The sequence below is a fragment of the Bradyrhizobium sp. AUGA SZCCT0177 genome (assembly GCF_018130125.1).
In the GTDB taxonomy this organism is placed as follows: domain Bacteria; phylum Pseudomonadota; class Alphaproteobacteria; order Rhizobiales; family Xanthobacteraceae; genus Bradyrhizobium.
Genome location: NZ_JAFCMA010000003.1, coordinates 263,478 through 286,002, shown reverse-complemented (window position 1 = coordinate 286,002; position 22,525 = coordinate 263,478). Strand labels below are relative to the sequence as shown.

At 62.3% G+C, this 22,525-nt stretch carries 20 protein-coding genes; 6 read left to right on the top strand and 14 right to left on the bottom strand.

Features of this window, described 5'->3' with window-relative positions; all coding sequences use genetic code 11:
- Positions 1-6: 6 nt before the first annotated feature.
- Positions 7-663, bottom strand: a complete 657-nt coding sequence (locus tag JQ597_RS05420; protein ID WP_249147403.1) for an alpha/beta fold hydrolase — start codon at positions 661-663, stop codon at positions 7-9.
- Positions 664-890: 227 nt separating this feature from the next.
- On the opposite strand from JQ597_RS05420, the gene JQ597_RS05415 reads away from it, so the two are divergent.
- Positions 891-2,198 carry an aminotransferase class V-fold PLP-dependent enzyme gene (locus JQ597_RS05415; RefSeq protein ID WP_212263200.1) on the top strand — a complete coding sequence of 436 codons (1,308 nt, stop codon included), beginning with the start codon at positions 891-893 and terminating at the stop codon, positions 2,196-2,198.
- A gap of 117 nt (positions 2,199-2,315) precedes the next feature.
- On the opposite strand, the gene JQ597_RS05410 is transcribed toward JQ597_RS05415, so the two are convergent.
- Positions 2,316-3,104 carry an MOSC domain-containing protein gene (locus JQ597_RS05410; protein ID WP_283813394.1) on the bottom strand — a complete coding sequence of 263 codons (789 nt, stop codon included), beginning with the start codon at positions 3,102-3,104 and terminating at the stop codon, positions 2,316-2,318.
- A 797-nt stretch (positions 3,105-3,901) separates the two neighbouring features.
- On the opposite strand from JQ597_RS05410, the gene JQ597_RS05405 reads away from it, so the two are divergent.
- Positions 3,902-5,086 carry an adenylate/guanylate cyclase domain-containing protein gene (locus JQ597_RS05405; protein WP_212263198.1) on the top strand — a complete coding sequence of 395 codons (1,185 nt, stop codon included), beginning with the start codon at positions 3,902-3,904 and terminating at the stop codon, positions 5,084-5,086.
- 19 nt (positions 5,087-5,105) lie between these two features.
- Here JQ597_RS05405 and clpS read toward each other — a convergent pair whose 3' ends face one another.
- The gene (gene clpS / locus JQ597_RS05400) at positions 5,106-5,411 is read right to left on the bottom strand and encodes an ATP-dependent Clp protease adapter ClpS (protein ID WP_211999152.1); all 306 of its coding nucleotides are present in this window, start codon (positions 5,409-5,411) and stop codon (positions 5,106-5,108) included.
- A 105-nt stretch (positions 5,412-5,516) separates the two neighbouring features.
- Positions 5,517-6,833, bottom strand: a complete 1,317-nt coding sequence (locus JQ597_RS05395; RefSeq protein WP_212263197.1) for a tetratricopeptide repeat protein — start codon at positions 6,831-6,833, stop codon at positions 5,517-5,519.
- A 258-nt stretch (positions 6,834-7,091) separates the two neighbouring features.
- Between JQ597_RS05395 and JQ597_RS05390 the strand changes: the two genes are divergently transcribed.
- Positions 7,092-7,973 carry a DUF1194 domain-containing protein gene (locus JQ597_RS05390; RefSeq protein WP_212263196.1) on the top strand — a complete coding sequence of 294 codons (882 nt, stop codon included), beginning with the start codon at positions 7,092-7,094 and terminating at the stop codon, positions 7,971-7,973.
- Positions 7,974-7,989: 16 nt separating this feature from the next.
- On the opposite strand, the gene JQ597_RS05385 is transcribed toward JQ597_RS05390, so the two are convergent.
- The 9 genes from JQ597_RS05385 to JQ597_RS05345 form a co-directional block, all read right to left on the bottom strand.
- Positions 7,990-9,240, bottom strand: a complete 1,251-nt coding sequence (locus JQ597_RS05385; protein ID WP_212263195.1) for a class I SAM-dependent RNA methyltransferase — start codon at positions 9,238-9,240, stop codon at positions 7,990-7,992.
- A complete protein-coding gene (locus JQ597_RS05380) occupies positions 9,233-9,988 on the bottom strand; it encodes a TlyA family RNA methyltransferase (protein ID WP_212263194.1) in 756 nt (251 codons plus the stop codon). Before JQ597_RS05380 ends, JQ597_RS05385 begins: the two co-directional genes overlap by 8 nt.
- 2 nt (positions 9,989-9,990) lie before the next feature.
- Entirely contained in the window at positions 9,991-10,554 is a 564-nt protein-coding gene (locus tag JQ597_RS05375; RefSeq protein ID WP_212263256.1) for a nucleoside 2-deoxyribosyltransferase, read from the bottom strand.
- A 99-nt stretch (positions 10,555-10,653) separates the two neighbouring features.
- The gene (dxs, locus tag JQ597_RS05370) at positions 10,654-12,600 is read right to left on the bottom strand and encodes a 1-deoxy-D-xylulose-5-phosphate synthase (RefSeq protein WP_212263193.1); all 1,947 of its coding nucleotides are present in this window, start codon (positions 12,598-12,600) and stop codon (positions 10,654-10,656) included.
- Positions 12,601-12,931: 331 nt separating this feature from the next.
- A complete protein-coding gene (locus JQ597_RS05365; RefSeq protein WP_212263192.1) occupies positions 12,932-14,230 on the bottom strand; it encodes a hypothetical protein in 1,299 nt (432 codons plus the stop codon).
- A 143-nt stretch (positions 14,231-14,373) separates the two neighbouring features.
- Complete coding sequence (locus JQ597_RS05360; protein WP_065730974.1) at positions 14,374-14,625, bottom strand: exodeoxyribonuclease VII small subunit; 252 nt, start codon at positions 14,623-14,625, stop codon at positions 14,374-14,376.
- 78 nt (positions 14,626-14,703) lie between these two features.
- Positions 14,704-15,630: a histone deacetylase family protein gene (locus JQ597_RS05355; RefSeq protein WP_212263191.1), complete on the bottom strand. Its 927-nt coding sequence runs from the start codon at positions 15,628-15,630 to the stop codon at positions 14,704-14,706.
- A 102-nt stretch (positions 15,631-15,732) separates the two neighbouring features.
- Entirely contained in the window at positions 15,733-17,397 is a 1,665-nt protein-coding gene (locus JQ597_RS05350; protein WP_212263190.1) for a bifunctional metallophosphatase/5'-nucleotidase, read from the bottom strand.
- 175 nt (positions 17,398-17,572) lie between these two features.
- The gene (locus tag JQ597_RS05345; protein WP_212263189.1) at positions 17,573-18,334 is read right to left on the bottom strand and encodes a crotonase/enoyl-CoA hydratase family protein; all 762 of its coding nucleotides are present in this window, start codon (positions 18,332-18,334) and stop codon (positions 17,573-17,575) included.
- 121 nt (positions 18,335-18,455) lie between these two features.
- Between JQ597_RS05345 and JQ597_RS05340 the strand changes: the two genes are divergently transcribed.
- The 3 genes from JQ597_RS05340 (at position 18,456) to JQ597_RS05330 (ending at position 21,113) form a co-directional block, all read left to right on the top strand.
- A complete protein-coding gene (locus tag JQ597_RS05340) occupies positions 18,456-19,409 on the top strand; it encodes a ring-cleaving dioxygenase (RefSeq protein WP_212263188.1) in 954 nt (317 codons plus the stop codon).
- Positions 19,410-20,206: 797 nt separating this feature from the next.
- Complete coding sequence (locus JQ597_RS05335; protein ID WP_212263187.1) at positions 20,207-20,905, top strand: hypothetical protein; 699 nt, start codon at positions 20,207-20,209, stop codon at positions 20,903-20,905.
- 19 nt (positions 20,906-20,924) lie between these two features.
- A complete protein-coding gene (locus JQ597_RS05330; protein WP_212263186.1) occupies positions 20,925-21,113 on the top strand; it encodes a hypothetical protein in 189 nt (62 codons plus the stop codon).
- Between the two features lie 288 nt (positions 21,114-21,401).
- Here the strand turns inward: JQ597_RS05330 and JQ597_RS05325 are convergent, their stop codons facing one another.
- Positions 21,402-22,118 (bottom strand): type 1 glutamine amidotransferase, encoded by a 717-nt coding sequence (locus tag JQ597_RS05325; protein ID WP_212263255.1) that lies wholly within the window; start codon positions 22,116-22,118, stop codon positions 21,402-21,404.
- Between the last annotated feature and the right edge of the window lie 407 nt (positions 22,119-22,525).

The following is a 22,525-nucleotide window of genomic DNA, read 5'->3' as shown; positions in this document are numbered from 1 at the left end:
CCCGCCCTACGCGACCTGCGCCAGCAATATCTCCGTCAGGGCCTCGGGCTGCAGCCGTGCTACATTGTGCCCGCAATCGAGGGCAAAGGTCGACCACTCCGGCTCGCCGCTCAGGCGTTGATAGAGGTCAAGGAACGGACTTCCCTCCCACCCATGCGCACCGATGTAGGTCTTGCGCGGCACCTCACGCCAGCGTCCGCTGAGATTGATCGATTGGAGAAACGTCCCGATCGGATGCGGCCGGCATCGCGGGTCAAGCGTGGGAGGCGGCGCGCAGTTTAGTCCGTCGGCCTTCGCGCCCGCGACGAACATATCTCGAAACCGCGGCGTCGTCAGCGACCAGACCGAGTCATCGGTGTCAGGCACATAGGCGTCCACATAGACCAGCGCCCGGATTTGCGATGGCGCAGCATCAGCTGCGCCGCTCACGACCATCCCGCCGTAGGATTGTCCAACAAGGACCACGTCGCTCTGCTGCGACTTCACGGCACTGACGACCTCACCAATGTGAGTTTCAAGATTGGCCGTTGGGGCGGGCTCATCGCCGAGCCCTGAAAGCGTGATCGGCATGGCTGTGTGCCCGTGGGCGGTCAATATCTCTGCCACCTGTTGGTAGACCCAGCCGCCCTGCCAGCCGCCGGGGATCAGGATAAAGGTGGCCATATGATTCATCCCTGACGTTGACACCTGCGGAAATTCGACATCTCTTTAGTCGAAATCAAGACCACGTGCCGGCTGACTGTGCTGAATTGAAGCTCGTAGAGCGACGTCCCTTTAATCCGCCATCTCGTATCGATCGGCGGGTCCAAGAGAACCCGCCCTACACGCTGATGTCATGAAGCTGTCGTCTCAAATTGAGATCAAGCGCCCCTGATCCGAGGGAGGCTATCATGAACCGGTCCCCGCAGTTTTCCCGGCGCGGCGTGCTGGGTGGCACGGCGGCGACCGTCATCACGGCGAGCAGCGCCAGCGCGCAAAGTGGCCCATCGTTTATTCCGTCGTTCACGCGGACTGGCGACAGCATCTCGCAGGACCGGGCGTTCTGGGAGCAGGTCGCGTCGCTCTACGACGTCGATCGTAGCATGGCCAATCTGGAGAACGGCTATTGGGGCATCATGGCCAGGCCGGTTCTTGCTGAATATTTTCGCCAGACGGAGAGGATCAATCAACAGAATACCGCCTATGCCCGCACCAAATTCGGCGCCGATTCCGACGCGGTCGTCAGCGCGCTCGCGCGTACGGCCGGTGTCGACAAGGACGAGATCGCCATCACCCGGGGGGCGACCGAGGCGCTGCAGAATCTCATTGTCAATTATAACCGTCTCCAGCCCGGCGATTCCGTTCTCTACGCCGATCTCGACTATGACTCGATGCAATTCGCAATGGAGTGGCTGAAAGACCGGCGCGGCGTCGGCGTTTTCAAGATCGCGCTGCCGGAACCCGCCACCAGGCAGGCCATTCTCGATGCCTACGCCAAAGCCATCCGCGAAACGCCGAAGCTGAAGCTGATCCTGCTCACCCATCTGAGCCATCGCACCGGATTGACCATCCCGGTCAAGGAGATCGCCGCGATGGCGCGGGAGAAGAACATCGACGTCATTCTCGATGCCGCGCATTCATGGGGTCAGGTCGATTTTCAAATCGCCGATCTCGGCGTCGATTTCATCGGCTTCAACCTGCACAAATGGATCGGGGCGCCGGTCGGCATTGGCTTCCTCTATATCCGGAAAGGCCGCCTGGATGCGATCGACCGGCACTATGGCGACGGCAGTTTCGATCCGAACGACATCCGCACGCGCGTCCATACCGGTACCGCGAACTTCGCGACCATCCTGACGCTCCCGCTGGCGTTGAAGTTACACGAGACCATCGGCACGGCGGCCAAGGCCGCACGTCTGCGCTATCTGCGCGACCGCTGGGTCGCAAAGGCGCGCGCGTTGCCGAACATCGAGGTGCTGACGCCGGACGAGCCGGGTTTGGCTGCAGGGATCACGTCATTCCGGGTCAAGAACAAGGGATCGCGCGAGGACAACAATGCGTTGGTCGTCGCCTTGCGCGACAGACACAAGGTTCTCACCGTGCGCCGCGATGGCGTAGCCAGGGGGCAGTGCATCCGTGTCAGCCCCGCGCTCTATACGACCGAGGAAGAACTCGATCGCTTCGTCGCCGCTCTCGCGGTTGAGACGAGCATGGGTTGAAGCTCCGTTTCTGGCTTTGTTTTCACAGCGGGGCTTGAATAGGGCCGCAGGGCGGATTCCCTTTAACCCGCCATCTCGCATGGAGCGGCGGGTTAAAGAGAACCGCCTACGCCGTGACTAATCCTCAAGAACGATCTCGTCACCCGGGCGAACCAGACCCTCCACCAGCACAGCGGCGTAGACGCCGGCTCTGTTGTCATGATTCTTGGCTATATACTGCAAGATATCGGGGTTCTCTTCGAGCGACTCCGGATCAAGGTTGATCATGCGACAACGGATGTCGCGTTCCAGAACGTGGACCGTCAGTTTCGGACCGATCCGCAGCCTGCGGCCGACGAATGCGTCTTCGGCGAAGCTTTCACCGGAGTTGAGATCGACATAGAGGTTTTCACGAAAGCGGCGCTTGTCGAGCCTCACACCCACCGCGCGGCCGATGCCGTCGATTGTCCGGGTCGCAAGCAGCGACAGCGGGCGGCAATCCGTGATGGCGCGATCCGACCGTCGCATGGTCAGCGCGCCCGGCGAGGACTCGTCGGTCAGCGCGCCGAGCAACCTGTCATCATCAACCCCGAGAATTTCTCCCGACGGCGTCTCGACATCGACAGCCAGATCCTCAAAGCCCGGAAAAAGCGGGGTGATGCCAGGCCCGCGCGCCTCGGCCTCGGCAAGATTGCTCGGCAGCACGGAACGCGCCGGCTCCCGGAAAAACGGACGATAGCGCAGCATGTCCGGACGAGCCCGTGCCGTCAGATACGGAAATGCGGTGGGCGCGGCCGAGTTATGGACCGCGTAAAGGCGGTCGCCCAAAACTCCGGAGAAACTGACATACGCTTCCGGCAGCATTTCGCCGCGCATGCTCTTCACAGGATAGCGCCAAACACTTTCGACCCGACCAACAACATTCATCCAAATCGACCACGGCTGATTGCATTACTTTTCACACCGTAGTTTCCTTTCAGATGAATTGCAAAAGCTTGACTGAGTCGCCTTGCACGCAAGCGCAATCTCGCGGCTCGCGTGCGACAAATCAACCCGACGGGCAAATCAATTCCGATTTACAGAAATCATGTCAAGTCCTAAATTTCCGAAAATCAAAAACATTTCTCTTCCCTTCCACCCCAAATCACCTGCACATCAATAGCCATCCCGTCCCACTCAGAGGGGCGTTGGCCATCGTCATGACGAGGGGCGGGGATGCGGTGGACGCTGATGTTGCGATTGACGGTCGCGGCAAAGGCGTACGGCGAAAGCGTGTGGTCCTGGCGCCCGTAACGGCGTCAAGTCTTTCGAGAGCTAACGCTTCCGAGGGGCGACGGTGGCAATAGAGGCCGTCTCACCGGGGAGAGCGCGTCATAAGCCGTAAAGCCACTGCGCAGGGAATGTCGGATGTTCTCCGCTGCCCTGTATGCTCGTGTGCAGCTTTCTTAGCACAATCGCACACGAGATCGCGGGTGCAGCGCGCATCCGGCATTCCCTGCGCCCTCTGTTTTTGGAGGGTAAGAAATTCGATAGCAAGCCTCGGGCAGATCAGGCCGCGAGAATGCCAAGTCTTGTCTGGAAGTGTCTTGTCTGGAAGTGTCTTGTCTGAAGGATTTTGGTCCCTTGACGATTAAATCAGAAATCGCGCGAAGCCCTCATCGATCCCGGCGGGTTGCGATATCAGCCTTGACGCGCGCCGAACTTGCGCGACAAATGCCCGCGCCATGAACGCTTCCGAATTGCACCAAATCACCAACTGGCTAATCGACGGCGCAAGGTCCGTGGTCAACTCGCCGCGGCTGATGGCTGAAGTCTGCGAGCGGCTGGTGGAGGCCGGACTGCCGCTCTGGCGCGTCGGCTTCTTCGTTCGAACCCTGCATCCCGATATCTTCGGCCGCAACTTCATCTGGCGGCTCGGCGCGGAGGTCGAGTTCGGAACGGTCGATTTCAAGATTCTCGACTCGCCGGTTTTTCACAACAGTCCCCTGATCCATGTGTTTCAGCAGGGGCTGGAGGTTCGCGCCCGTGTCGATGACCCACAGAGCAGGCGCTTTCCGATCGTCGAGGACATGCGCGCCGAAGGCGTCACGGATTATATCGCGCTGCCGCTGTTGTTCACGGACGGTGCGGTGCACGCGTCGAGCTGGACCACAAAGCAACCGGGGGGCTTCACCGAAGAACAGTTGTCCGCTTTGCGACAAATAACAACGCCGCTGGCGCGGGTGATCGAGATCATCAGTTTGCGCCGTACGGCGTCGAGCCTGCTCGATACCTATGTCGGCAATCGCGCCGGTGAACGGATTCTGGGCGGACAGATTCGCCGTGGTCATACCGAATCGATGAATGCCGCGATCTGGCTGTCCGATCTGCGCGGCTTCACCGCACTGTCCGACCGGCTGCCGTCCGAGACCGTCGTCGACATCCTCAACCAGTATTTTGACTGCCAGGTCGCTGCGATCCGATCCCATGGCGGCGAGGTCCTGAAGTATATGGGCGACGGATTGCTGGCCGTGTTTCCGATCGACGAATATGTCGGTGACGAACAGCAGGTTTGTTCGCGCGTGCTTGAAGCAGCCCGTGAGTCCCGAGCCAACGTCACGGAATTGCAGTATCCGATCGGCGACGCCATCGAACGTTTCCGTTTCGGTGTCGCCCTGCATGTCGGGCGAATTCTCTACGGCAATATCGGCGGCGGCAACCGGCTCGACTTCACCTGCATCGGTCCTGCTGTGAACCTCGCCGCGCGGCTGGAAAAGATCGCCAGCCGCCTGCAGCGCACGGTGGTGGCATCGGAAGGTTTCGCCGGCATGTGCCGGGGAGGGTGGAGCGACCTTGGCGAGTTTCCGATTGCCGGCTTCTCGAAGGCGGAGCGCGTCTTTGGCCTGGCCGACGAAACGTCGGCGGCCTAGCCGCGGTCAACCTGTCCCGCTATTCCTCGGGCTCGGTGGTGAACAGCAGCGGATAGCCCTTGGCGCGGCCGGCGTCGGTGGCGCGCGTCGCCTTGGTCTCGGCGACGTCCTTGGTGAAGACGGCGACCACGCACACCCCGCGGCGGTGCGCGGTGATCATGACCTTGTGGGCCTGATCCTCGGTCATGCGGAATTCGGCCTTCAGCACCGTAACCACGAATTCGCGCGGGGTGTAATCGTCGTTGACGAGAATGACCTTGTGCAGGCGAGGCCGTTCGGTCTTGGTTTTGACCTTTGTTTTTGGCTTGGCGACGGTATCGATCATTCCTGTGGCGGCTCCGAAGCGGCGAAAGCGTTTTCAAGCGAAGTGGATACCGGTTCGCGTAAAGAAAACGCGTCAAAAAATGAGAACGCTCCGACGGGCGCGCTGTTAGCCGGCGCGGCAATCCGCCAGGCGCTGCGTCATGCTCTGATCGCCGCGGCTGACGGCCGTCTCGATCAGTTTACAGGCTCCGGGCCGGTCCTGAAACTGGGCGTTTTTCGACAGTTTCAGGTCGATCAGCGCGGTCATCGCGCCGGGTTCGTCGAGTTCCGCGGCTTCGGTGGCGTAATAGAGCAGATGTTTGGAATTCTTGATCCGGACCTCGGGATTGGCGGCAAGGATCCGCACCACCTCGGTGCGCGCGTCAAGGTCCCACACGCCGGCCTGGTCGAGCAGGTTCGCCGCCTGCTGGACGTCGCGGGGCACCACTTTGCCTGCGAGATAGAGCCGTCCCAGCACGTCCTTGACGCCTGTCGTGTCGGTGCGTGCCGTGAGCAAAGCGAGGGCGCGCTTGGGGTCGGCGGGGCCGCCTTCACCGGCGATCAGCATTTCGGCCAGCGGTGGCGGCGCGCCGCCGGGATCGGGCCGCAGGGACTCTTCGAGCAGCGTTCGCGCGCGAACCGGGTCGTCCTTGCGGATGGCGATCGCCAACTCCCGCTTGGCGCCGAACACGCCCGCCGTTGCCATTCGCTCGAGGATGTCGATGCCGCGGGCGCGTTCGTCCGGCCGGTCCGACGTCACCAGCAATCGGCCGAGCAGCGCCAGAAGGTCTTCCTTGCGGGCGTCCTTCGCCGGGTTGGCGACCGCGCGCTCGGCCCAATACCGCGCGGCAACCGGATCGCGTTTCACCGTCGAACCCCGGTTGAGCAGGATCGCCAGCATCTGCGTGGAAAAGGGATGTCCGAGTTCGGCTGCCTTGTGCAGCGCCTGATCGGCCTCGGCGCGCGTCACCATCGGCACCTTGTCGAGGTCGCCGCGGTCCCAGGATTTGTGATGCTCATAGAGTTCGTAATAGGCCTCGGCGTTGCCTTGTGCGGCGGCCTCGCGCAGCAGGGCCAGCGCCTCGACCTTCCTTGCGTAGGGCATCGATCGCGCCACCGCGACCTTGAAATGGGTATTTTCGGGCTGATTGACGAATGCCAGGGTGCAGCTTTCGCTCCGCAAGGTCCAGCGGCGGCGCAGCGCCTCGTCGCTCATGTAGCCCTTGGGATTCTCGGAAAGGCGCAGACAGAGTTCGCCGGCATTGGCCGAATTCAGCGCTGGTTCCGCTTGCGCAGCCTCGGGCTGCGCCGCGCCCGACAATTTCGGTGGCAGCAACAGCGCCGCCGCGACGGCGAGCGTGGAAAACAGCAGGACCGACGGCACGACCGCGCGCGGCGACATTCGCCGGCGCGCAATTTCGGGACGTTTCGGGGGTATGCCCATGTCCATGCCATCCGCGGCCTGGTCGCCGCACGCCCCTTCTGTCGCGGTGAATGCCGAATTTGTTCAAATCGGACATCACAGCATTGCTCCGCTCCGTGGCTGATCCGTCAAAACGCCATCGCGAATCGAGGCGCGGCAACGCTTGCCTCGAATCGAGGCAGTGGAGAGCTAACCCAAATGTGAAGGACAGATGATATCTGCCCTTTGCGCGGCGCAATTTGCGTGTCACCATTGTCACCAGTCGACGGGAGGGCAGCGATGCGCTGGTATGTCTCGATCGGAGCTGTGCTTGTGGCAGGCGTACTCGCCGGTGGCGACGTCGCGGGGGTCGCCGCGCCGGGCACAAGGAGCCAACTTGGCCATCCACCTGGCTTTGCACCGAGCCGTCAATTGGCGGACAAGGGAGCCACACCGACCGTCGATGTCGAACTGGTTCTTGCCGTCGACGTCTCCTATTCGATGGACATGGATGAGCTGGCGATCCAGCGCGAGGGTTACGCCCAGGCCATCGTCTCCAAGGAGTTCCTGCAGGCGCTGAAGAGCGGCCCGCACGGCAAGATCTCGGTGACGTATTTCGAGTGGGCGGCTTCCACAGACCAGAAGATTATCATTCCGTGGCGATTGATCGATGGTCCGGAAACGGCGGATGCCGTTGCCAACGAGATCATGAAAACCCCGATCCGCCGGGCGTCGCGCACCTCGATATCGGGTGCGATCAATTTCGCGATGCCGCTGTTCGACGAGAATCCGCATCGCGGGTTGCGGCGCGTGATCGATATTTCCGGCGATGGTCCGAACAACAACGGTGGTCCTGTCGTCGTCGCCCGCGATGCTGCACTGGAAAAGGGGGTCGTCATCAATGGTCTGCCGATCATGGTGAAGGAGCCGTCTTACTCGACCATGGATATCGACAATCTGGATGCCTACTACGAGGATTGCGTGATCGGTGGTCCCGGCTCGTTCGTGGTGACGATCAAGGAGCGCGAGAAATTCAAGGAAGCGATCCGGACCAAACTATTGCTCGAAATCGCGGGCCGCACGCCGGAACGCCCGGTGGTGCCGGTTGCAGCCAAGGAGAAGGAGCCGCGGGTCAATTGCCTGATCGGTGAGAAGATCTGGCAGGACCGCTGGGGGCGGTAGGTTCCCGGCTGCTGGTTCAGCGCTTGCGCACGAAGCGCGCCACCAGTTCGATATGCGGCGTGTGACGAAACTGGTCGACCGGGGTCACGCCCTCGATCGTATAGCCGCCGTCGATCAGGATTTTGGCGTCGCGGGCGAAGGTCGTGACGTTGCAGGACACCGCTACCACTGTCGGGATTTTGCTCGCCGCGAGTTGCGTCACCTGGGCCTGCGCGCCCTGCCGCGGCGGATCGAACACGATCGCATCGTAATCGCGCAGCTCCTGTGGCATCAGCGGCCGGCGGAACAGATCGCGCGCCTCGGCCTTGACCGGCTTCAGGCCCGACGTCGATGTCGCGGCCTTCTGCAAGGCGGTAACCGCGCCCGCGTCGCTGTCGAAGGCGGCGATCCGCGATTTGCTGGCGAGGCGAAGCGCGAACGGGCCGACGCCGCAAAACAGGTCGGCGATATGCTTGGCGCGCTTGCAGTGGCCGGCGACCAATGCTGCGAGCGCTTCCTCGCCGGCCACGGTCGCCTGCAGGAACGATCCAGGTGGCAGGGCTACCTGGGCGGCACCGATGCTGACGACCGGCGGCGTTCGCATCAGCACCAGTTCGCCATGGCGCGTCAGCCGCGCCAGTTTGTGCCGCTCGGCGACATCAGACAACCTTGCGATCAGCGCTGTCGCGAGCGCGCCGGAGCCACGCACGTCGACATCGAGGCCGCTGCTGGTGGCCGTGATCTGAATGTCGAGCGGCTTTCCAACCGAGATCAGCGGTTCAGCGATCGCCCAGGCAGCCTCAAGCGCGCCGTTCAGATGCGGGTCGAGGATCGGGCAACGGTCGATCGGGATGATGTCGTGCGAACCGGCCGCTGCAAAACCAACCTTGAGCACTTCATGCGTACCCATCCGCGCGTGCAGGGTGATGCGGCGTCGGCCAAGGCCATGGGCGTCGATCAGGGGCGCGACGTCGCAAGCAATCCCGGCCTGCGCCAGCGTCGTGACCACGATTTCCCGTTTCCAGGCGCGATAGTGCTCGGCGTCCCAATGCTGGATGGCGCAGCCGCCGCAGACGCCGAAATGCGGACAGAAGGGTGCTATGCGCTCCGCGCTGGCGCGTTCGACCTTGATCAGCCGCCGGCGATCGGGATGACCCGGCACGTGCTCGACCTCGACCGTTTCGGCGCCGAGCGCGTAGGGCACATAGACGTTGATGCCGCCCGCCGTGACGACGCCGTCACCGCGATGGCCAACATGGTCGATTACAAGGTGTTCGGCTTCAGCCACGGCGCGCACCGAGGAAGAATTCGATGTTGCCGTCGCCGCCGGTGATCGAGGATGGAAATATCTGGATGTTGGTGCAGCCCTGCGAGGTCGCGAATGCCGCGATGTCGTCGCAAATTTCCTGATGCACCATCGCATTGCGGATGATGCCGCGCTTGGAGTGCTTTCGTGCCGCCTCGAACTGCGGCTTGATCAACGCCAGCAGATGCATGGGGGCGGCCGCCAGCGACAGCGCCACCGGCAGCACGGCTTTCAGCGAGATGAAGCTGACGTCGATCACGACGATGTCGGGTCGTGCGGGCAGGCGCTTGCCTTCGAAGGCGCGAATATCGGTCGCTTCCATCGACACGAGCTTGGGATGGCCCTGCAGCGAGGGATGCAACTGGCCGTGGCCGACATCGATCGCGAACACGAGGCTGGCGCCGTTCGCGAGCAACACCTCGGTGAAGCCGCCGGTCGATGCGCCGACGTCGAGGCAGACATGGTCTTCGATTTCGATCGGATATTGTTCCAGCGCGCCCGCCAGCTTGACGCCGCCGCGCGAAACATAGGGATGCGCGGGTTGCGCGGCGAGATTCGCGTCGGCGGCGATCAGGTCGGACGCCTTTGCGACTGGTTTGCCGTCGGCCGTTACGCCGCCGGCCTCGATCGCGGCGCGGGCGCGAGCCCGGCTTTCGAACAGGCCGCGTTCGACCAGCAGCACGTCCGCGCGCTTGCGGGAAGCAGTCTTGTTGTCGTGCGTGTCAGCCAATTTCAGCTCGGTTTGCCTTTGACGTGATCCACCGCCAAGCCGACGCAGGCCTCGAACGCGGTGAGGTCGTGCCAGATATCCGCAGATAGCTGACGCGGTGTCACCAGCGGGCAACCGTGCAGATCGAGCGCGTGAATCATCATGAGATTATCCGGCCAGCCGAAATCTTCCACGGTAAGCCCCTCCGGGTCGACGAGCCGCCCGTCGGCAGATGTCGTCACGTCGCAAATTCGCGCGACGCGATCGCGATAGACCGTCGGGTCGTTGCTGTAGGCGAGACAGAACTTGCCGCGACCCGCCGCATAACCAAGTTCATAGACCGTACCAGCGTCGGCACTGGGGCCCCGAAATGGCGTCAAATTGGCAATAATGGCATCCGCCGCATCCATCATCGCTTCATTGGCCTTGAAGATCGTAAGCGACGCCGAACTGGCCGACAGGTCGACGATATTGTCGAGCGGGTAAAGCCCGGTCAGGCCATGGCGTGCGCAGATTTCGGCCTTGCGCCGTCCGATCTCGATCGCGTCTGGCAGGAATACATCGGGGCCTGCCAGATAGATCTTCATGGGATCACCGGTCATTTCAGACGCGTTTTCTTGACGCGACCCGGTTCCCACCCCGGATCAAATCCGGGGCAGGCTTTCGCCCGAAAACGCCATGCAATCTCAGGCGAGCTTGACCGTCTCGGCCTTGTAATCCTTGCCGAGCGCCTCGAACACCTTGGCCACGATGCCCTTGGCGTCGAGGCCGGCATAGGCATACATCGCGTTCGGCGAGTCATGGTCGATGAACTCGTCGGGGAGGATCATCGCGCGCATCCGCAGTCCGCCGTCGAGCATACCGTTGTCGGACAACGTCTGCATGACGTGCGAGCCGAAGCCGCCGATCGAGCCTTCCTCGATCGTGAGCAGCACTTCGTGTTCGCGCGCCAGCTTCAGCACCAAATCGACGTCCAGCGGCTTCATGAAGCGGGCGTCGGCAATCGTGGTGGAAAGGCCGTGGGCTGCGAGTTCGTCGGCGGCCTTTTCGCATTCGGCCATGCGCGTGCCGAACGACAACAACGCGATTTTGCTGCCCTGGCGGACGACGCGGCCCTTGCCGATTTCGAAGGGAATGCCGACTTCGGGCATCTCGACGCCGCGGCCTTCGCCGCGGGGATAGCGCACCGCGCTCGGGCGGTCGTTGATCGCAACCTGCGTGGCGACCATGTGAACCAGCTCGGCTTCATCGGAGGCTGCCATGATCACGAAGTTGGGCAGACAGCCCAGATAGGCATTGTCGAACGAGCCGGCATGGGTGGCGCCGTCGGCGCCAACGAGACCGGCGCGATCGATCGCGAAACGAACCGGCAGGCTCTGGATCGCCACGTCGTGGACCACCTGGTCATAGCCGCGCTGCAGGAAGGTCGAGTAAATCGCGCAGAACGGCTTGTAACCTTCGGTGGCGAGGCCGGCCGCGAACGTCACCGCGTGCTGCTCGGCGATACCGACGTCGAAAGTGCGGTTGGGGAAGGCCTTGTTGAAGATGTCGACGCCGGTGCCCGACGGCATCGCCGCAGTGATAGCGACGATCTTGTCGTCCTTCTCGGCTTCCTTGACGAGGCTCTGGCCGAATACGTTCTGGTAGGCGGGCGCGTTCGGCTTGGCCTTGGCCTGCGCGCCGGTGGCAACGTCGAACTTGACGACGGCGTGGTATTTGTCGGCGGAGGCTTCGGCCGGGCCATAGCCCTTGCCTTTCTGCGTCACGACATGAACCAGGATCGGGCCGGTCTCCATGTCGCGCACGTTTTTCAGCACCGGCAGCAGATGGTCGAGGTTGTGACCGTCAATCGGGCCGACGTAGTAGAAGCCGAGTTCCTCGAACAGCGTGCCGCCGTCCATCATGAAGCCGCGGGAATATTCCTCGACGCGGTTGGCGCGGTTGGCGATGATCTTCGGCAGGCGCTTGTTGATCTGCTTTGCCGCCTCGCGCAGCGTGCGGTAGGTCTTGCCGGAGTAGAGCCGCGACAAATACGCGCTCATCGCCCCAACCGGGGGCGCAATCGACATGTCATTGTCGTTGAGGATGACGATCAGGCGCGAGTTCATGGCGCCCGCATTGTTCATCGCCTCATAGGCCATGCCCGCAGACATCGAGCCGTCACCGATCACGGCGATGATGTTGTTCTTGCCGCCGGAGAGGTCGCGCGCCACGGCCATGCCGAGGCCGGCCGAAATCGAGGTCGAGGAGTGCGCGGCGCCGAACGGATCGTAGTCGCTCTCGCTGCGCTTGGTGAAGCCGGACAGACCGCCGGCGGTGCGCAGCGTGCGGATGCGATCACGGCGGCCGGTGAGGATCTTGTGCGGATAGGCCTGGTGGCCGACGTCCCAGATCAGACGGTCGCGGGGCGTATCGAAGACGTAATGGATGGCGGTGGTCAGTTCGACGACGCCGAGGCCGGCGCCAAAGTGACCGCCGGTTACCGAAACCGCGTCGATGGTTTCCTGGCGAAGCTCGTCGGCAACCTGCTGGACCTGCTCGATCTTGAGCTTGCGAAGGTCATCGGGCGTGCGGATGGTATCGAGAAGGGGCGTCTTACTAAATTCGGTCACAGCGATATTCCAATTTTGCATGTCGGAGCGAATGGTCCGACGCGAGATGGGTTGCGCGTTAACCGCGCAGCGAAAATCCAGACCCCGGGTGCCATCTCGGCAGGCCGATTTCTGATTTGAAAGCCAAGATACACTCCGGATCGAGCCATGTGATCTACATCACGCTGGTCCGTTTAACCCTTACCGGTCAGTTTTCTTCAGCCATTTGAAGAACTTGCTTTCCGTCGGCAATGACCGGCAGACCCGCTCTCCACAGCCCATAGAATTGCAAGCTTTACACCAAAGCGGCGGCCAAAGCCAACCCGCTGCTAGGTCAGGGTTCCCGGCCGTTTGGTTCAAAAACCTCGATTTTTTAACCGCTCCGGCGGGCGGAAGGTTCCATGCCGCCTAAATCGTCGGCATCCAGCGCGCCGGTCTTGGCGGTTTCGATCCGTTTCCAGGCCCATTCGCGCGCGGCCGGGTCGCCGGTTGCAACCGCCAGCGCGGCATCCGGAACGGCCATGCGCGCGCTCAGGGGGATCGGTCCGCAGACGATCATGAAGAAATCGTAGGCGTCGGGCTGCTCGTTGGCCATCACGAACTGGAAATGGACCTTGAAGAACTGCCAGCGGAAGGTCTCGTAATGATCGGCCCGGACGATGTCGCGAAAACGCACCGCCACGACGGTGGGATTGCGCCGGGCGTTCCCGACCTCGATGCCGTGGCTCTTGATCGGATCGAACTGGTAGAAGTTCATCACGTCCTTGCGGGCCTGGCAGTCGATCCAGTCGATCGACGGCTCGACGGCGAGCTGGCGCAGATGCTCGCGGAAATCCTTCGCCGCCGCGTGGAAGCCGATGATGGGTAAATTGCCGCCGATCGTCAGCAGCACGATGCGCGGACCGTGACGCCCCAGTGCGGGATCGAGCTTAAGCGCACGCGCCAGCATTTCGGTGCCCAGGAATGATCCGGAACTGTGGCCGACAACGATGATCTCTTCGGCGTCACTTGAATACGCCACATTGACGAGGTGCTGCGCGAAGCGGTCGAGGCGCTGGTCCCAGTCGGGGCGGGCGCGGTGCGCAAAGTCCCAGGTCCAGATCCAGTCGGACAGCAGATAGAGCACGTAAGTGCTGTTTTCGGTGTATTTCAGCACGGTGCCGAGCAGCGCCACGAATATCGCGACAGAAGCGGCAATGCTGAACGGCGCCGGGATACCCAGCGCGTCGAGGCCCTTCATGAATACGAAGGCGATACCGGCCGAGCCCAGGGCTTCCAGCAGCAGCACGAAATGCGGATAGGTGATGAAGGCCGCGAAACGCCAGTTCGCACGTGTGAACCGCGCGAGCGTGCCGTTGAACACCAGCCGCCAATAGATCCAGACTGCGTTGAAAACCGTGCGCCAGATCGGCGAGGCGAGGTCGCGCTGGATGAAGTCTTCGAAACGCAGGAAGTCGTAGCTGGTACGGGTCTGCCAGTCGTCCGCCTTGGTCTCGATGGTCCAGGACGCCATCTCGTCGTCGGCTGCAACCTTGGGCCGGCTGATGGTGGCGGAAAGCTGGTACAGCCGGCCGAATTTCCGCAGTTCGGTACGGAACATGCGGTAGTATTGCGCCAATCCGCGCGGATCGTACCCCTGTATGTAGATGATATGGCGGTGCTGAACGCGCACGAACTGTCCCCGGGTGCTGGCCGGACTATATCAGGCCGTTTTGCGCGCCAAGAACTAATTCGGCGGCTAATTAGGTAGCTAATTCGGTCGCTATTTCGGGCCCTTGCGGGATGGCGGGTGTCAAATTCGCCTAATGTTCTCGATTATTGAACATCGAGCGGCTCGGTGCCCGTCACCTGTCCGCTGGCGTCGGTGGTGATCTTGTCGACGCGGGCCTCGGCCTGCCGCAGCAGTTCCTCGCAGCGCCGCTTCAGGGCCTCGCCGCGCTCGTAGATCGCAACCGATTCCTCAAGCGGCACCTTGCCGTCCTCGAGCCGCTTGACGATCGATTCAAGTTCCTCGATCGCGCGCTCGAAGCTCAGCTTTTTGACGTCCACTTGGGTGTTTTCAGCCATATTGTGTTCCCGGATGCGCAGATCAAATCGTGATGCGCAGAATCAAGCGAAGTTTTGCGGGCGTATTGTGGCGGGGATTTACGTGCCCATCAATGCGGTGACATGGGATGCGACCGACTCTTTCAGCCCCTGCAGGTCGTAGCCGCCCTCCAGTACCGAGACCACCCGGCCACCGGCGCTGCTGTCCGCGACATCCATCAGCTTGCGCGTGACCCAGCCGAAATCCTCCGCCTTCACGTTGAGCGAGGCCAGGGGATCGCGGAAATGCGCGTCGAAGCCGGCCGAGATGATGATGAGTTCGGGGCTGAATTTCTGCAGCTGCGGCAGGATCAGGTTTTCGAACGCCATGCGGAACTTGACGCTGCCGTCCTCCGACGCCAGCGGCGCGTTGACGATGGTGTCGTGCTCGCCGCGCTCGCCGGAGGCGCCGGTGCCGGGAAACAGCGGCATCTGGTGCGTCGAGCAATACATCACGGTCGGATCGGACCAGAAAATATCCTGCGTGCCGTTGCCGTGATGGACGTCGAAATCGACCACCGCCGCGCGCGCGATGCCGTATTTGCGCTGGGCATGGCGTGCGGCGATTGCGGCATTGTCGAAGAAGCAGAAGCCCATCGGCTTGCTCACTTCAGCATGATGGCCGGGCGGGCGGACTGCGACGAACGCGTTGTGATGGGCGCCGGACATGACCGCGTCGGTCGCGGCCACCGCGCCGCCGACGCCGCGCATGACGGCTTCCCAGGTGCCCGGCGACATCGAGGTGTCGCCGTCGATATAGATCAGGCCGCTGGTGGGCGCGATGTGGCGGAGCTCGCCGACATAATGCTCGCCATGGCACAGCGTCACGGAATCGAGACTGCCTTCCGGCGCTTCGCCGCGCGCCAGCGCCTTGAAGCGATCCTCGCCGAGCACCTCGGCGACCGCGCGCAGCCGGTCGGGACGCTCGGGATGTCCCGGCGGCGTCAGATGGTCGAGACAGGCGGAATGCGTCAGTAACAGCGTCATGCGAAATCCTGGCGTGCGGGCGGGCCGCGAACGCACAATCTAGGCGCTCGGCGGCCGCTCGGAAAGGGGCCATGGTTCCACCCCGCGCGGCGGTGGGCTGGCTCAGTTGATTCGGGCGATGCGATTGACGGCACCGGGGGCGACCGGACTGTTGGCCAGGAAATAGCTGTTCAACGCGTCGATGTCGTAGACGCCGATTCGCGGGGCGGTTCCTTGCGTCAGGATCGTAAAGCCGTCGCCGCCGACGGCGAGGAAATTGTTGACGGTCACGCGATAGTTCCCGGCGGGTTCGATCGGCGCGCCGTTCAGCGCCATCCGCTCAGGGAGAATGCGCTCGCCGTCCGGCCTGGTGTTGTCCCAGGCGTAGCTGAAGCCCTTCGAGACCTGCAGGATCCGCGGCCGTTTCGGATCGAACCATTGCTGCTCCAGCATGTCCTTGATCTGCTTTCCGGTCAGCGTCAGCGTCACCAGTTGGTTGCGGAACGGCTGGCTCGCGAACAGGTCCGCATAGGTCACCGCGCCATCTTCCTTGCGCGTGATGTCGATGCGCACGCCGCCGGGATTGGTGAACGCCATCACCGCGCCGCCGTTCGCAGGCGCACTGGTCGCCGCCAGCTGCGCGTCGGCGATGACATCGCCGAGCGGGCTCTCGCCGGCATTGTTGGGCACGCGCGACAGCGTTTCCGTGATCGAGCCCGCCGGACGGTTGGCGATCGGCGCGGCAACCCTGTCATAGGCTTCGATAAGCGCGGTCTGCTCGGGATTCTTCGCATAGGCCTCGGTGCGGACGATGGTGTTGTTGGCCCTGGCGCTGACGATGTCGCGGCTGACGGGATCGAGCTTGACGTCGATGGCGGTAACGATGGTGCCGTATTTGTCGCCTGACGTGACCAGCCTGCTGTCGATCTCGCAGACATAAGCCTGATGGGTGTGGCCGGAGACGACGATGTCGACCGCTCGGTCGAACTTCCTGACGATATCGACGATCGGGCCTGATATGCCCGGGCACTCATTGTAGTCGCCGGTCGGCAGGCCGCCTTCATGGATCAGCACCACGATGGCCTCGACGCCGCGCGCCTTCAGTTCGGGGATCAGCGCATTCACCGTCTCGGCCTCGTCGCGGAATTCGAGGCCGGCGGCGCTCTCCGGCGAGATGACGTTGGGCGTGCCCTTCAGGGTCAGGCCGATGAAGGCCACCGGAATGCCCTCGAACGTCTTGATTTCATAGGCGGGAAGCACGGTTTTTCCGGTCGCCTTCTCGAAGGTGCTGGCGGCGAGATAGCGGAATTTCGCGCCGAGGAAGGGATGCGGTCCCTGGCACTTGTCGACCGGATGGCAGCCACCGTTCTGCATGCGCAGCAGTTCGGCCTTGCCCTCGTCGAACTCGTGATTGCCGACCGAGGAAATATCCAGCCCCATCATCGACAGCGCCTCGATGGTGGGCTCGTCATGGAACATCGCCGACAGGAACGGACTGGCGCCGATCAGATCGCCGGCCGCGACGAAGATCGAGTTCTTGTGGCCGTCGCGAAGTTCCTTGACCAGTGTTGCCATGTGTTCGGCCCCGCCGGCGGCGACGAAGGTTTTTTTGGTCTTGTCCTCGGGATCGGCTATCCGGATCCCGAGCTGCGGCGGGCGGAGATAGCCGTGGAAATCATTGATCGCGAGAATGCGCAGATCGATGGGGGCGGGGGTCTGGGCGTGCGATGATGTGGCAAGCGCGGCCGTGATCGCCAAGGCAAGAATAGGATTGAAGAGAATTCTCATGGCACCGTCATTGCCTGCAACAAACGCGATGCGTTTGTACAAGGGAGCGTAGCGACGAAGCAATCCATTCTTTCTTCATGCGGCGCGATGGATTGCTTCCGCCTTCGCTCGTTGAGCTACGGCGGACAAGTCGCTGCGCTCGCAATGACGGCGGGTGAGTATCACGCCTTGCCGGCTACCCCTTCTTGCGTTCCATGAAGGCCTTGAACGCTGATATCGCTTCCTTGGAGCGCATCCGTTCGCCGAACAGATGGCCTTCCTGGTCGATCCGGCGGGTCAGGTCTTCCGGCGGCAGTTTTAGCAGCTTGCGCGAGATCGCCACCGCTTCGGCCGGCAGCGCGCAGATTTCGCGCGCCACCTTGCGCGCTTCGGCCTCGGTATGCCCCGGCGCCACCACGACGTTGACGAAGCCGGCGGCGTGCGCATCGTCGGCGCTGAATTTGCGTCCCATCACCAGCATCGCGAATGCGCGCTGGTGGCCCATGGCGCGCGGCACCAACAGGCTGGAGGCGCCTTCCGGCACCAGCCCGAGATTGATGAACGGTGTCGAGAACGTTGCGGTACTGCTGGCGAGCACGTGGTCGCAATGGAACAGCATGGTGGTGCCGATGCCGATCGCGATGCCGTCGACGGCGGCGATGAGCGGCTTGGTGTTGTGCGCCAGCGAATAGAGAAACTTTGCGGCGTTGGAGGCGCGCGGCACATCGGCATTGGAGGTGCCGTCTTTCAGGAAATCCTCCAGGTCGTTGCCGGCGGTGAACACGCCGGAGCCGCCGGTGATGATGATGCAGCGGATGGCCGGATTGTCCTGCGCCTTGTCGATCGCATCGCTCATCGCGCGATACATGTCCTGGGTGATCGCGTTCTTCTTTTCGGGCCGCCGCATCGTGATCACGCGCGTCGCGTCTTCGTCAGACACTATGAGGTGTTCGGTCATGGAAATTGTCCCTGAACAGGCCGGCGACAGGGCCGCTGGCGAATAATCACACTATATCCTACATGATCCCGCAGAAGACCCAAATCGCCGCACCTGTTTTTCTCGCGATAAGGATGATGCCATGCAGCTTACCGGAATTCACCATTTGACCGCGATCTCGGCGAAGCCGCGCGACAATCTGGCCTTCTACACCGGCCTGCTCGGCATGCGGCTGGTCAAGAAGACGGTCAACCAGGACGACGTCAGCGCCTACCATCTGTTCTATGCCGACGGCAAAGCCAATCCCGGCACGGACCTTACCTTCTTCGATTTTCCGGCGGCGCCGGAGCGGCGCGGCACCAATTCGATCTCGCGCACCGGCCTGCGGGTCGCCGGTGAAAAGACGCTCGGGTTCTGGCGCGACCGCCTGAAGGCGGCGGGCGGCGTGACCGGGGATGTGATCGAAGTAGACGGCCGGCTGACGCTGCCGTTCGAGGATGGCGAAGGGCAGCGCCTGGTATTGATCGATGACGGCGGGGCGGGCGCTTCCTCGCCCTGGGAGCGCAGTACGGTTCCGGCGGAGCATCAGATCCGCGGCCTCGGCCCGATCGTGCTCACCGTGCACGATCTGCCCCGCACCGCGTTCGTGCTGACCGAGGTCATGAACATGCGCCGCGTGCGCGACTACGCCGCGCACGGCGCGCAAATTCACGTGTTCGCGATGGGCGAGGCAAAGGACGAGCGCAATCCCGCCGCCGAACTGCATGTACTCGAGGACAAGGCGTCGCCGATGGCGCGCCAAGGCGCGGGCGGCGTGCACCACGTCGCGTTCCGCACGCCCGACGAGACGCAGTATCACGCCTGGACGCAGCGGCTGACGGATTTGCGGGTGCCCAACAGCGGTGAGGTCGACCGGTTTTATTTTCGCAGCCTTTATTTTCGCGAGCCCAACGGCATCCTGTTCGAGATCGCAACCGACGGCCCCGGCTTTGCGACCGACGAGCCGATGGAGACGCTCGGCGAGAGGCTGGCGCTGCCGCCGTTCCTCGAACCGCGCCGCGCGGTGATCGAGGCGGGGCTGAAGCCGATCGGGTAGGGTGGTTTTCGGGGACGGTGTTTCAACCATCGTCGTCCCGGCGAAGGCCGGGACCCATACCGCGTGATCTCTCGGTGAAGTTACGGTAACAGAGACCATTCGCAAAACTTCTTCCTGTGGCTATGGGTCCCGGCCTTCGCCGGGACGACGCGGATATAGTTTCGCGTTCCCGCGACGCATTGCGCCCGAGCTATTGAAAATTCTTCACCCTCTCAATTCAGAGGGCGCAGGGAATGCCGGATGCGCGCTGCACCCGCGGTCTCATGTGCGATTGTGCATAAGAATGCTGCACATGAGCATACAGGGCAGCGGAGAGCATCCGACATTCCCTGCGCAGTGGCTTTACGGCTTATAACGCGCTCTCCCCGGTGAGACGGCCTCTATTGCCACCGTCGCCCCTCGGAAGCGTCAGCTCCCGAAAGACTTGACGCCGTTACGGGCGCCAGGACCACACGCTTTCGCCGTACGCTTCAGCTGCGACCGTCAATCGCAACGTCAGCGTCCACCGCGACCCGCCCCTCGTCATGACGACGGCCGACGCCCCTCTGAGTGGGACGGGATGGGCAAGGATATGCACCTGATTTGTCCTTTTGGAAAAGCGAAATATTTTTTATTTCGGGGCTTGACATAATTTCCGTAAATCGGAAGTGATTTGCCCGTCGGGCAAAGTGGGTAGTCGAAAGTCTACCGACAGGAACCGATATTCGATACGATTTGAATCAAGCCTCTCATTAGTCGGAAAGAGAGCTTCGCCTATGAATCGGCCAATGCGGTGGAGCCCCGAAGAAGGTCGACGCTTGGAGCAACGGAAGAAGCGGCGGGATTTGCAGGACAGAAAGCCTGCTGTCATCGACAGGCTGGAACTATGGTCCTCGACAAGCCGAAACATTGACGGGCTTTGGGTGGGAACGATGGAAGGCAGGCCTCACTCCGGCTTGCGCCGTATCGAGGAAGCGCTCCAGCTGATCAAGAACCATGCTCCTCTACACCACGCCCGCGTCATCAATAATTTGGAGCGAATATGGGTGCGGTTACTGCCAGGTGATATTGCACACTACGAGCGGTCGCTGAAGGCGTGCGTGTTTGACGAGCGCTATCTCCTCCAGGAAGCAACGACGATCGAATGGATCGCATCGACGATTGTCCATGAGGCAACCCATGCAAGGCTGGAGCAGTGGGGCGTCATGTACGAGGAGAAGAAGCGCGTCCGGATTGAAGCGATTTGCATTCGCAGAGAACGCAACTTCATTGCCAAACTGCCGCAAGGCGAGGCGTTGCAGGAGGAAGTTGCACGCAGATTGGAATGGTGTGCAGTCGACCATGACCACTATTCCGATGCGAGCTTTGCGCAACGCGAGGCCGAGGGGCAGATGGAAATGTTGCGCTATCTGGGAGCGCCCGACTGGGTCTTCGGGTTCGCGATGAAGCTGCGGGCAGTGCGTCTTTGGGCTTACCACGTCGTTGGACGAATTCGGCGGCTGGCGCAGGATGGGTGATGCGATAGCGAGGTCAAGTATGAGCAAGGTTGGGTTACCAGTTGAATCCCTCATCCTGGAGCGTCTGGCGGAGGGCGGCTGGCGTGTGACGGAGCGTCGCGCCGACATTGCGGACATTCCGATCGCGGATTTTGTGTCGCTGCGGGACGCTGAGGAATGGGTCAATTGGAAACAGGGGCTTCCTAGGTTGAACCCATATGCCCAATAGCGAGTCCAACGATGCGGTAATCCTCACGAAGCCAAGCCCATAGGTCTTGGGTCTGGTGGGTTTCGCGGCGCTCTACGGGCACGAAATATGCGTCGTGTGAGTGCCTGGTGCAAAACGAGGCGGAGGACGATGATGCCGAACTGGTTGGGACCCCTGCTGGCGTTGTGCGCGCTGGTGGGATTTATCGCCTTCGCCGTTCGTCAGGGGACGAAGGTGAAGCCGAATGCAGACGGCAATCCCGACAACTCGGTGGGCGGTCCTGGTGGGGATACATAGCACCACAATCGATCACGCTGTGCGCGGCCTCGCCAGAAAACGCGCGATGGCGCGGCCGAGGTCGGGGCTGTCGAGGGGCTGCTCGAGCGAAGCCTTGGCCGCCGTGACCAGCGGTTCGGGAGCGTTGTTCTGACCGGCTTTTTCGCAACAGACATGCGCAAAGGCCGTGGTGAATTCGGGATGCGGCTGCACGGACAGCGTTACGCCGTTCGCATAGAGAAGGCCCGCGTGCGGCGTGAACGGCGAATGGAATATGGTTGTTGCCCCCGTAGGCGGCGCGATGACCTGGTCCTGATGCGAGGCGGGAATCGCTAGCCTATCGCCGTCGATCACGCCGTTGCCGGGCACGACGTCATAGACGTGACGTCCGATGCCCCAGCCCTTTTCCGATTTGCGCACCGTTCCGCCGAGCGCCTGCGCGATCAATTGATGGCCGAAGCAGATTCCGGCCATTGGAACTCTCGCCTCATATGCCGCGCGTACAAAGCGCTCGAGCGGTGCGATCCAGTCGAGATCGTCGTAGACACCGGCTGGCGATCCCGTGAGCAGAATGGCTTCGAGGCTGGCGGGATCGGGCAGCGCTTCGCCGTCAGCAAGCCGGACCGTCGCAAAGCTCGCCGAGGCATCCGCCTCGCCAAGCAGCCGTTCGAACATCTGCGGAAAGGAGCCGTGCCGCGCGCGATTGGCAGGCGAAATGACGCCGGTTTCAATGATCGTGATTTTCGGCATGAAAGTTTTCCAGGGCACCACAACATAGAAGGACCTCAGCTCCTTGGGGAAAGAGCTGAGGCCCGACGCGGCTTCTTGGGGTTCGCGGCCAGGTTTTTTACAGGGGGGCGATGTCCGGCAGCGTTTGAAAATGATGTCGAGATTTCGGGGGTTCCGCAACAAACATCGTGGAACGATACCGCTTCTTTGGGGGTAGTCCGAATTGGCTTTACCATCGCGCGCTTCAAGACTTGACCAGGCGAAATTCAGGTTAATGCTTAGGGTGGGTTGCCGGCGGGTCCGTGCAAAGCGCGGCCCGGAGACAAACTCCGCGTAACCCACCGCTGTTCGTATTCGCGTCGGCGGTGGGTTACGGCTTACGCCTTCTCTCTGCGAGCTGCGGCGGACAAGTCACCTGACCCACCCTA